Consider the following 12,254-nt stretch of genomic DNA (forward strand, 5'->3'; position numbering starts at 1 on the left):
TCGATGTTCGCTCCGCAGTGAAGTGTGATAACAACCATAAAGCCGATGCCCACGCATCGGCTTTATGCTGCATGCTTAATTGACTCGATTCAACAGCGCGCGCAGTTTGAGTGGTTTTATTGGTTTGGGAATAAAGCTAAAGCCATTGGATTTAATCGCATCCATCATCTCTTCAGTGCGATCAGCGCTGATGATGACCCCTTCAAAGCTATCTCCAAGCCGCAAGCGACACTGCTGCAACACTTCTAAACCAGTGCGACCATTATCTAAGCGGTAATCCGACAAAATAACATCAGGCAACCAATTGTTTTCTAATGCTTTCAGGCTTTGCAGTAAGTCCGCTGCTACTTTGACATCACACCCCCACCTTGCGAGCAGATCGTTCATGCCGACTAAAATATCAGCTTCGTTGTCCACACACAGTACGCGCAGATGATTGAGATCAGATGGCATACCTTGCTCTATCGCCAGGGTCGGAGCCTGTTTGACAGCTTCAGCTCGCGTCAAAGAGAGCGAAAACACGCTGCCTTTTCCATGCCAAGAGCGCATCGAAATTTCATGACCCAGCACATATGCAATGCCTTTTGAAATCGCTAAACCGAGCCCCAAACCTTGGTCAGAACGGACTTGGCTACCACGGTTAAACTCTTCGAAGATTTCTTGCTGCTTATCTTGCTCGATACCAATGCCGTTATCCCAAACATCAATCCTGACCTGATCTCGCACTCGGCGTACACCCAGCACCACTTTACCTTTAGGGTTGTAGCGAAACGCGTTAGTGAGAAAGTTTTGTACCACGCGACGCAATAATTTAGGGTCAGACATCACATAGAGTGAGGATGGGATCACTTTAAAATCAATCCCTTGCTGCTTAGCTAAAGCGCTAAATTCAGCGTTAAGATTCGAAAATACATCATTAATAGCAAAGCTATGAGAATGCACATCGAGCTTGCCGGACTCTAAACGTGAAATATCCAGCAAATCACCAATCAGATCTTCAGCCGCGCCCAGAGCACTCTCTATATAACCCGCCAACGTTTTCACTTCCGTCTCTTTAGCCACTTCCGAGAGCGAGGAAGCGAACAGGCGCGCAGCGTTCAACGGCTGCATTAAATCGTGGCTGACGGCGGCCAAAAAGCGCGATTTTGATTGCGATTCTTGGTCTGATTTTTGAGTTGCCGCCACCAAGCGTTTGTTGAGGGTTTCAAGCTCTAGGGTGCGTTGGTGCACGCGCTCTTCCAAGGTCTCATTAGCCTCTTTTAATGCCTGCTCCGCCTCGCGAAAAACGGTGATGTCGCTAAAGCTCATCACAAACCCGCCGCCCGGCATCGGGTTGCCTTGCACTTCAATAACTCGTCCATCAGGACGAATACGCGCCGAGGTGTGTCTGGTTCCTTGCTCAAGGTGATACACCCGCCGCCGCACGTGATCCTCAGGGTCACCAGGGCCGCATAATCCGTGTTGCGCGTTGTGCCGTATCACATCCGCAATCGGCCGCCCCACTTGAATCAGCCCAGCGGGAAACTCAAACAGTTCGAGATAGCGTTGATTCCACGCCACCAGCCGCAGCTTTTTATCGACCACGGTAATTCCTTGACCAATATGCTCAATGGCCCCTTGCAATAAGCCGCGACTAAAGTCGTACAGCTCGGATGCTTCATCAACAATGGTCGCCACTTCCTCAAGCTGCATGTTGCGTCCTTGCAGCGCGGAAGTGAGCACCAATTTGGCCGAAGAAGCACCAAACACCCCCGCCAGCACTCTTTCTGTATGACGGATTAAGGTAGATGGCGCTTGTTGGTTAGGTAGTAACGTCTCTCTCTGCTGGCTCCAATATTGGCGAAAGGCAGTGCGAACACGAGTGCGCCCCACAAAACGAGCGGCCAACATTTCAAGCTCAGCCACTGTCACGCGGCTTTGATACAAGCTGAGATTCTCACTCTCAGGCAGCGGCGTACCGACAAAAGAGGCCGATTGTAAACGCTCACTCAAACTCGGACGAGTCACCATAGAGACAACAACGTAGCAGAATGTGTTGAGCGCAACACTGAGCATCATGCCCCAATCTGAGTTTTTCAGCCCCATCTGCACCAACCAATCCGGCGGGGTGATCATCCATAACAGAACGTTACTTTGTGCATCGCCCGCCAGCATGTCGGTTTGGCTCATTAAGGTTACTAGCCACACAGTAAAACCGACCGCCAATCCAACATAAACGCCTTTGCGGTTGCCTTCACGCCAGTACATGCCACCAATCAATGAAGGGGCAAATTGGGTAATCGCCGCAAATGAGAGAAAACCGATCGCCGATAAAGAACCAATCGCATCCAGCGCCTGATAAAAACCCCAAGCGCCAAGCAGCAGCAATAGAATCAACCCGCGACGGATGTTGAGCAACAACCCAGATAAATGACGGTAGTTGCGCTGAGTTAAGCGCATGCGGCGCAACAGAAGCGGCATCACCAAATCATTAGAAACCATGATAGCCAATGCGATGGTCGAGACAATCACCATGCCGCTGGCCGCTGATGTGCCACCTAAAAACGCCAGTAACGCTATCTGCTCGGCGCCCACCGACATAGGCACGCTGAGTACATAAGTATCGGCAGGGCTGCCGCTTAGCAAACTTTGCCCAACCCATGCAATAGGTAGAACAAATAACCCCATCAAAGTCAGGTAAAGAGGAAATAACCAGCGCGCCGTGTGTAGATCTTGCGCGCGTTCATTTTCTACCACCATGGTATGAAACTGACGCGGTAAGCAGATGATCGCCATCATGGTTAATACGGTGTGGATCAACAGCGTTGGCCAGTTGGGCGCTTGATACGTCTGCTGGGCAATCGCACTTAGATCAACCGTTTCACGGCTTGAAGCCAGATAAATGATGAAACCGCCCACGGTTAAAAAAGCGACCAATTTAACAATCGATTCAAATGCAATCGCCATCATCATGCCGCGGTGGTGCTCGGTGTTATCAATATGCCGTGTACCAAACAGCATGGTAAATAGCGCTAAAGCCGCGACCACAAACCACGAGACGTGATAATTCTGATAACCAAATTGCGTAGCGAGGTTGGGGGCGACAATCTCAAGCCCCATAGTGATGCCGCGCAGTTGCAAGGCGATGTAAGGTAAAATGCCCACCACGGCAATCAAAGTTACGGTTACCGCTAATCCTTGCGATTTTCCGTAGCGAGCAGCAATAAAATCGGCGATGGAGGTAATATGTTCGCGCTTCGCAATCAAAATCAGCCGCGCCAACATACGCCAGCCAAGGGTAAACACTAAAATAGGCGCAATGTAGATAGGCAGAAATGACCAAGGGTTGCTAGCCGCTTGACCCACAGTGCCGTAAAAAGTCCAAGAGGTGCAATAGACCGCGATCGATAAGCTGTAGATCCACGGTCGCCATTTCGCCAGCCATTGGCTTTGTCTATCACCATACCAAGCGACGAGAAACAGCACGCCTAAGTAAGCGAGCGAAACGGGAACGACGATCCATCCTTGCATTTGATATCCTTATCGGTTCAAAAAAGCCTCTTCAAAGAAGAGGCTTCATTTAACTAAGGATAATTTTTAATCTCAATCAGTTAAGGTTAATTCTGTGCTTCAGGCGCCGCTTTCATTATCTCAGTACCTGACTCATTGGATGATGTGGGTTCGACTTTAATCAACAGCGCCAAGATGCCCATTGCCGCCATCGCCCAAAATACATTAGCGCCCCAGCGTTCATAACCCCAGCCACTCAAGGTGGTCATCAAAGCAATAAATGCCCCAAGTGGAATGGCGTTATACAGCGCTTGCATAGCCACCATTTTGCTTTGCGGTGCGTGCTGAATGTATTGAATCGCCGCTATATGCGCCATCGCAAACGTCACCCCATGCAGCAGTTGAATCGTCCCTAGCGCAAGCAGCGCGGTGGTCGACGCCATTAAGGTCCAGCGCACCACAACCCCAATCGACGCGACAACAAATAATGTGCGTAGTGACCAGCCTGAAAAAAGGCGTTTGCTGAGCGCAAATACCGCAACTTCAGCGGCAACCCCAAGGCTCCATAAATAGCCAATCAGCTCTTCCGAATGCCCCGCCGCTTTCCAGTGAATCGAACTGAAACTGTAATACGCCGCGTGACTGCCTTGGATCAGCGCCGCTAAAATCAAGAATTTTATCACTGGCCACTCACGCAATAACTGCGTCAGTTTCGGCCGGACGGCATGTGCATCACCAACCGTCACGGGCATTGGGTTGGGATTGCGCAAGCTAATCAGTAGCGAAACAAATACCCCAGCCAAGGCGGTGTAGAGGATCATGTCAGAACCATAACGTGCCACAAGTACGCCAACCACGGTAGAACCAGCGATAAAAGCCACCGACCCCCATAAGCGGGTGCGACCATAATCGAGCATTTTTAAGCGCGCATAATAGTTAGCCATCGCATCGGATAGCGGCACCACGGGGCCACAGCAGAGGTTGAACAACACAGTGGCTAATGCCATCAGCCAGAAACTGCCGCCCGTAAAGAAGTGAAAACCAATAAATAAAAACGCCGCCAAACTTAACCAACGCAGTGCTGGTAGAAGAAGCTCGGCCTTATGGATACGCGGCGTAATCACCAAATTAGCGACGCAACGCGTGGCAAAGCCCATACCGATTAATACGCCAATATCGGTTGCAGACACACCTTGGGTTTCAAACCACAGCGCCCAAAATGGCAAGTAAACGCCATACGCAAAGAAGAAACCAATAAAGTACTGCGATATCCAACCATATGGAGAGGGGTTAAGCATGATTCATCCTGAACAAAATGAGGGAGAGAAAACCGCCGTATTATGCAGGCAGTTTAGGCTTCTAAAAAGGGAAGTTTACTGACAAATCTGTTTCCTTATTCACAACCTTGCGGGTCATATCACTCATTAGACCAAAGTCGTCTGGAGGTAGTGGCGATTTTTGTCACACTTAGATAGGAATTTCTTCTGAGTGACGATCGTTATGCCTGACAAATTCAACATGCAGTCACCGCCCTTTGACCGCTTAACATTGCCGCAGCAACAGCGACTTCGCTCATCCTTGGATGTAGCGTATTTTCGTAGCAACGATCTGCTGCAGACCAGTGATAGACCCAGCGTGTATCTGCACGTACTGATCAAAGGCGCGGTCGAAGAACGCTCGCCAGATGGCAAAGAGATTTTTGCTCACTACGCCAACGATGACATGTTTGATGTACGCGCACTGTTTGAAGAAAAAGCCAAGCATCAGTACGTGGCGCTGGAAGATACCTTAAGCTATCTGCTGCCGAAAGCCGTCTTTCTCGAACTGTATAATGACAACGGTCAGTTCGCCGCCTACTTCGACAATAATCTCGCCAAACGCCAAGCTCTGCTTGATGTAGCACACCAGCAAAAGAATTTAGCCGAATTTATTTTAACTAAGGTGGATGACTCGATTTACCATCCACCGATGATTTTAAACCCAGATCAACCGCTCAACCAAGTGACACAGCAATTACGCGATAACGGAGTTGATGCGGCCTTAGTTCGTCTTGCTGAGCATGATCAACGCTTAATCGAAAACCCCAGTGCGCACCCCTATGCTATCGTCACGCGCACCAATATGCTTCATTCCGTTATGCTCGATAACCATCCGCTCGATACCCCTGTTGGGGAAATTGCTACCTTTCCTGTGCTGCACATCAACGATGGCGATTTTCTGTTTAATGCGATGATCGCCATGACGCGCAACCGCATAAAACGAGTGATGGTGTGTGATGGCCATCAAGCGGTTGGCATGCTGGACATGACACAAATTCTCAGTGCTTTCTCCACTCATTCTCACGTGCTGACGTTAAGTATTGCTCGCGCCAACTGCGTGGAAGAGCTAGCTCTTGCCTCCAACAAACAACGGCAACTGGTTGAAAGCCTAATCAACAATGGCATTCGCACTCGTTTTATTATGGAGCTGATTTCAGCAGTCAATGAACAGATCATCGAAAAAGCCTTTCATTTGGTTGTGCCACCCGCGCTGCATGATCACTGCTGCTTGATCGTACTCGGCTCCGAAGGCCGTGGAGAGCAGATCCTCAAAACCGACCAAGATAACGCGCTGATCATCAAAGATGGCTTGCAGTGGCATCAAATGGGGGTGGTCATGGACACGCTCACCCACACCTTACAGCAGCTCGGCTATCCGCTTTGTCCGGGCAATGTGATGGTCAATAATCCCAAATGGGTCAAAAGCCAAACTGAGTGGAAAACCACGCTTAGCCAATGGGTAAAAGCGGCCAAACCCGAGCAAGTGATGGACATTGCGATCATGGCCGACGCACACGCCGTCGCGGGCAACAAACACTTATTGGCCCCTATTAAACATCACTTGAGCCATTTAATGGCCGACCAAGAATTGATTTTGATGGAGTTTACTCGCCCCGCGCTGAGCTTTTCTGTACCACTCACGCTGTTTGGCACCGTAAAACACTCCAAATCTGGCTTAGATATTAAACAAGGTGGCATTTTCCCGATTGTGCATGGCATTCGCGCCCTAAGCCTTGAACATCAAGTTCAACAAAATAACACTTTTGAACGCATCGAGGCGCTAGTAGAGCAACGGGTTTTGGAAAAAGAAACCGCCGATAATCTCAGTGAAGCGCTCAAACAGTTCTTTAAATTGCGCTTAGCTCAGCAACTGAGCAATCAACACAGCACCAATAAACTCGATTTAAAACAGCTCGACCGAACCGAGCGTGACCTGCTCAGGCACAGTTTACACGTGGTGAAAAAATTCAAGCAGTGGCTTGGCTATCACTATCAAATTCGCGAATAGTGGAGGCGAACAATTGAATTGGTTTACACGCCATTATTGGTTTCACAAGCTGAAAGACTCGCCTTATCAGCCGTTGTTTGCGACGCCGATGCAAGGGGAATATGTGTCGCTCGATTGCGAAACCACCAGCCTTGACCCGAATCGCGCCGAGTTAGTGACGATTGCCGCCACCAAAATCATCGACAACCGCATTTTAACCAGCCAGCCATTTGAAGTGCGTTTGAGCGCGCCACAATCGCTCGACTCGGGTTCAGTCAAAATCCACAAAATTCGCCATCAAGATCTGGTCGATGGCATCGACGAGCAAGAGGCCATCACTCACCTATTAGACTTTATCGGCAACCGACCTTTAGTGGGCTATCACATTCGTTATGACAAAAAAATCCTCGACCTCGCTTGCCGACGACATTTAGGCTTTCCACTGCCCAATGCCCTCATCGAAGTAAGTCAAATCTATCATGATCAGTTAGAGAGAATGCTGCCGAACGCGTACATCGACCTCAGCTTAGAGGCGATTTGTCGCCATCTCGACTTGCCGATGCAGGATAAACACGACGCGTTGCAAGATGCCATCGCCGCGGCATTAGTGTTTGTGCGCTTGACCAAAGGTGATCTGCCTCCCTTTGTTGCACCTTACTCGCGCTAGCACTTACCCCACACTCATCCTAAAGTCTAATTGTAGAAAATCGCACTCTGACTGACAGTTACCCACATACAGATTTTCCTTTCAGCGCAATTTGATCGCCAATCAACAGGGAAATTGTTCGAATTCACAAGGAGAAAAGCAATGAGTGAAGCCCACGTTTATCCGGTAAAAGAGAACATCAAAGCCAAAACACATGCGGATAATGACACTTACCTAGCGATGTACCAACAATCAGTGACCGACCCAGAAGGCTTTTGGAGTGAACACGGCAAGATTGTGGATTGGATTAAGCCTTTCACTCAAGTGAAACAAACCTCGTTTGATACTGGCCATGTAGATATTCGCTGGTTTGAAGATGGCACATTAAACGTCTCCGCTAACTGCATCGATCGCCACCTTGCCACTCGTGGTGATGAAGTGGCGATTATCTGGGAAGGTGACGATCCGGCTGACGATAAAACCCTCACCTTTAAAGAACTCCATCAACAAGTGTGTCGCTTTTCTAATGTGTTAAAAGATCAAGGAGTTCGCAAAGGAGATGTGGTCTGTCTTTACATGCCTATGGTGCCAGAAGCAGCCGTTGCGATGCTCGCTTGTACTCGAATAGGCGCAGTGCATACTGTGGTGTTTGGTGGCTTTTCACCGGAAGCCCTTTCCGGTCGTATCATTGATTCCGATTCCAAAATAGTCATCACCGCCGACGAAGGTGTACGTGGCGGTCGCGCTGTGCCCTTGAAGAAAAACGTCGATGAAGCCTTGACCCACCCTGAAGTGAAAAACATCAGCAAAGTGATCGTCTTTAAACGCACTGGTGGCCAAATTGACTGGCACGAACATCGTGATGTGTGGTGGCATGAAGCAACCGCAAAAGCTTCCGACCACTGCCCAGCCGAAGCCATGAAAGCGGAAGATCCCCTCTTCATTCTCTATACCTCTGGTTCAACGGGTAAACCCAAAGGTGTGCTGCACACAACCGGTGGCTACCTTGTTTACGCGGCGATGACCTTCAAATATGTGTTTGACTATCAGCCAGGCGAAGTGTTTTGGTGTACCGCCGATGTGGGCTGGATCACTGGCCACACCTACTTGGTTTACGGTCCTTTGGCCAATGGTGCAAAAACCGTTCTGTTTGAAGGGGTTCCCAACTACCCAGACACCAACCGCATGAGTCAAGTGGTGGATAAACACCAAGTTAACATTCTTTACACTGCGCCGACCGCTATTCGCGCCTTGATGGCGAAAGGCAATGAAGCCGTCAAAGAGACGTCACGCACCAGTTTGCGCATTATGGGTTCGGTGGGAGAACCGATTAACCCAGAAGCGTGGGAGTGGTACTACAAAACCATCGGTAACGAAAAATCACCGATTGTCGATACATGGTGGCAAACCGAAACGGGTGGCATTTTAATTACGCCACTGCCGGGCGCGACGGCACTTAAACCGGGTTCGGCCACACGGCCATTCTTTGGCGTGCAACCAGCCTTGGTCGATAACATGGGCAACATCATTGAAGGGGCTGCCGAAGGTAACTTGGTTATTTTAGATTCATGGCCGGGCCAAATGCGCACGGTTTATGGCGATCATGACCGTTTTGAACAAACCTACTTCTCAACCTTCAAAGGTATGTATTTCACCAGTGATGGCGCACGCCGCGATGAGGATGGCTACTACTGGATAACGGGCCGCGTGGATGACGTGTTAAACGTTTCTGGTCACCGCATGGGCACCGCGGAAATTGAATCCGCTTTGGTTGCTTTTGATAAAATTGCAGAAGCAGCGATTGTCGGCGTGCCACACGATATTAAAGGCCAAGCCATTTATGCTTACATCACCTTAAATGATGGCGTCTACCCCAGTGCCGAGTTACACAAAGAGGTCAAAGATTGGGTACGAAAAGAGATTGGCCCAATTGCAACGCCCGATGTACTGCACTGGACCGATTCACTGCCCAAAACCCGTTCTGGCAAAATCATGCGTCGTATTTTGCGTAAAATCGCCACCGGCGACACCAGTAATTTGGGCGATACCTCGACACTGGCCGATCCTAGCGTAGTGGATAAATTGATCGCCGAAAAAGCAGAATTGTCTTAACGCTAACGATTCTACCTGCCGCGAGGCATTGAGATGATTAAGCCGTCACACTTGTGGCGGCTTTTTCTTTCCCTCTCAGTTCTTCTCATTCTGTTAACTCGGTTGCAGAATTAAATGAGTAAACTATCTGATAAGACCAGTAAATTGCTGCCATTTGCGCTGAATTAGCTATAATCTTGGGCAATTTCTTAAATTCAGGGAATTTTTGACGAAAAATTCACTCTGACCTAAGAATAATATGGGAATATTAATATTCGTTTCACGATATAGGGAGATGTCGACACAATGACTGCTAAATCTCGCATTCTGGTCTTAAATGGGCCAAATCTTAACCTGTTAGGGCTACGTGAACCTGCACATTATGGTTCTGACACCTTAGCGCACATTGCCGAGACATTACGCGAACAAGCGCAAAAAGCAGATATTGAGTTAGAACATCTTCAATCGAACCGCGAATATGAGCTGATCGAAGCCATCCATGCCGCTTACGGCAAGGTCGACTTCATCATCATTAATCCCGCCGCATTGACGCACACCAGTGTGGCACTGCGCGATGCGTTATTGGGTGTCGCCATCCCATTTATTGAAGTGCATCTATCCAACGTTCACGCACGTGAACCTTTTCGCCACCACTCCTATCTGTCGGATAAGGCGCAAGGGGTGATTTGCGGGTTAGGTGCACAAGGTTATGAATTTGCTCTTGCAGCTGCCATAAAAGCGCTACAGGCAAAATAACCCACAGACGATCAACGATAAACAAACACTCTACGGCCCAACCTTAAGGGCTGACGTATTCACAAGATAAAGAGAAAGAAAAGATGGATATTCGTAAAATCAAGAAGCTTATCGAACTGGTAGAAGAATCTGGCATTTCTGAACTAGAAATCTCTGAAGGTGAAGAATCGGTACGCATCAGTCGTAACACTGCGCCAGTACAGATGGCTCAGATGCATTACGCTGCACCAGCGCCAGCACAACAAGCCGCGCCAGTCGCTGCCCCTGCGCCAACGGCTGAAGCCGCCGCGCCTGTAGCGCCAAAAGGTCACCAAGTGCTTTCGCCAATGGTCGGTACTTTCTACCGCTCACCAAGTCCAGATTCAAAAGCGTTCATCGAAGTCGGTCAAAGTGTTTCAGTCGGTGACACACTATGCATCGTTGAAGCGATGAAAATGATGAACCAAATCGAAGCCGATAAAGCAGGTATCGTTACGGCAATCCTACTTGAAGACGGCCAGACCGTTGAATTCGACCAACCGCTTGTTGTTATCGAATAATCGAGGTCTGCTTTATGTTAGATAAATTAGTCATCGCGAATCGAGGTGAAATTGCACTTCGTATTCTGCGCGCATGTAAAGAGCTTGGCATCAAAACTGTTGCCGTGCACTCCACTGCCGATCGTGATTTAAAACACGTACTGCTGGCCGACGAAACCATCTGTATTGGCCCAGCACGTGGTATTGACAGCTACTTAAACATTCCACGCATTATTTCTGCAGCAGAAGTAACTGGCGCAGTAGCAATTCACCCCGGTTACGGTTTTCTTTCTGAAAACGCCGACTTTGCTGAACAAGTCGAGCGTTCAGGCTTCATTTTTGTTGGCCCGAAAGCCGATACCATTCGCATGATGGGTGACAAAGTGTCAGCCATCAGCGCAATGAAAAAAGCGGGCGTTCCTTGTGTGCCGGGTTCTGACGGCCCACTTGATGGCGATGAAGTTAAAAACAAAGCTCATGCGAAACGCATTGGCTACCCTGTGATCATCAAAGCTTCTGGCGGCGGCGGCGGTCGTGGTATGCGCGTGGTTCGTAGCGAAAATGAACTAACCCAAGCGATCGCAATGACACGTGCCGAAGCCAAAGCGGCGTTCAACAATGACATGGTTTACATGGAAAAATTCCTAGAAAACCCACGTCACGTTGAAGTACAAATTATTGCGGATGGTCAAGGTGGCGCGATTCACCTTGGTGAACGTGACTGCTCAATGCAGCGTCGTCACCAAAAAGTGGTCGAAGAAGCCCCAGCGCCAGGTATTACTGAAGAGATGCGTAAATACATCGGTGAACGTTGTACACGCGCTTGTCTCGAAATTGGCTATCGTGGTGCCGGTACGTTTGAGTTCCTATACGAAAACGGCGAGTTCTACTTCATTGAGATGAACACGCGTATTCAAGTTGAGCACCCAGTCACTGAAATGGTCACTGGCGTTGATCTCATCAAAGAACAGCTTCGCGTCGCCGCAGGTCAACCACTGTCGTTTACCCAAGATGACATCAAGATCCGTGGCCATGCAATTGAATGCCGTATCAACGCGGAAGATCCGGTTCGTTTCCTCCCTTCACCGGGCAAAATTGAACGTTTTCACGCGCCGGGCGGTATGGGCGTTCGTTGGGAATCGCACATTTATGCTGGCTACACAGTGCCGCCACATTACGATTCAATGATCGGCAAGCTCATCACTTACGGTGAAAACCGTGACGTGGCGATTGCGCGCATGAAAAATGCGTTAAACGAAATGATCGTCGATGGCATTAAAACCAATATCACCTTGCAGCAATCGATCATGCAAGATGAGAACTTCCAACACGGTGGAGCGAACATCCACTACCTTGAGAAGAAATTGGGTTTACAGCACTAATTTTCGCGTCGCGAGAGACCAAATGCTCACTTCGGTGAGCATTTTTGTTTTCGGCAGCCGAGTCAG

8 protein-coding genes are annotated in these 12,254 nt (G+C 49.1%); 6 read left to right on the forward strand and 2 right to left on the reverse strand.

The window, feature by feature from the left end; all coding sequences use genetic code 11:
- Positions 1 to 75 precede the first annotated feature (75 nt).
- A complete protein-coding gene (locus AACT21_RS12905; RefSeq protein WP_094164660.1) occupies positions 76 to 3,510 on the reverse strand; it encodes a PAS domain-containing hybrid sensor histidine kinase/response regulator in 3,435 nt (1,144 codons plus the stop codon).
- Between the two features lie 86 nt (positions 3,511 to 3,596).
- Positions 3,597 to 4,787 (reverse strand): 3-phenylpropionate MFS transporter, encoded by a 1,191-nt coding sequence (locus AACT21_RS12910; protein ID WP_088732921.1) that lies wholly within the window; start codon positions 4,785 to 4,787, stop codon positions 3,597 to 3,599.
- Between the two features lie 202 nt (positions 4,788 to 4,989).
- Here AACT21_RS12910 and AACT21_RS12915 point away from each other — a divergent pair, with 202 nt between their 5' ends.
- The 6 genes from AACT21_RS12915 (at position 4,990) to accC (ending at position 12,188) form a co-directional block, all read left to right on the forward strand.
- Positions 4,990 to 6,816, forward strand: a complete 1,827-nt coding sequence (locus tag AACT21_RS12915; RefSeq protein WP_094164669.1) for a DUF294 nucleotidyltransferase-like domain-containing protein — start codon at positions 4,990 to 4,992, stop codon at positions 6,814 to 6,816.
- A gap of 13 nt (positions 6,817 to 6,829) precedes the next feature.
- The gene (locus AACT21_RS12920; protein ID WP_026027882.1) at positions 6,830 to 7,462 is read left to right on the forward strand and encodes a 3'-5' exonuclease; all 633 of its coding nucleotides are present in this window, start codon (positions 6,830 to 6,832) and stop codon (positions 7,460 to 7,462) included.
- Positions 7,463 to 7,603: 141 nt separating this feature from the next.
- The gene (gene acs / locus AACT21_RS12925; protein WP_026027881.1) at positions 7,604 to 9,553 is read left to right on the forward strand and encodes an acetate--CoA ligase; all 1,950 of its coding nucleotides are present in this window, start codon (positions 7,604 to 7,606) and stop codon (positions 9,551 to 9,553) included.
- A 285-nt stretch (positions 9,554 to 9,838) separates the two neighbouring features.
- Positions 9,839 to 10,288 (forward strand): type II 3-dehydroquinate dehydratase, encoded by a 450-nt coding sequence (gene aroQ / locus AACT21_RS12930; protein WP_017048888.1) that lies wholly within the window; start codon positions 9,839 to 9,841, stop codon positions 10,286 to 10,288.
- 83 nt (positions 10,289 to 10,371) lie between these two features.
- On the forward strand, positions 10,372 to 10,827 hold the full coding sequence (accB, locus tag AACT21_RS12935) for an acetyl-CoA carboxylase biotin carboxyl carrier protein (protein WP_013855810.1): 456 nt from the start codon (positions 10,372 to 10,374) through the stop codon (positions 10,825 to 10,827).
- Between the two features lie 14 nt (positions 10,828 to 10,841).
- Positions 10,842 to 12,188 carry an acetyl-CoA carboxylase biotin carboxylase subunit gene (gene accC / locus AACT21_RS12940; RefSeq protein ID WP_013855809.1) on the forward strand — a complete coding sequence of 449 codons (1,347 nt, stop codon included), beginning with the start codon at positions 10,842 to 10,844 and terminating at the stop codon, positions 12,186 to 12,188.
- Positions 12,189 to 12,254 lie beyond the last annotated feature (66 nt).

This window comes from Vibrio sp. V08_P9A1T1 (assembly GCF_963874405.1).
In the GTDB taxonomy this organism is placed as follows: domain Bacteria; phylum Pseudomonadota; class Gammaproteobacteria; order Enterobacterales; family Vibrionaceae; genus Vibrio; species Vibrio anguillarum.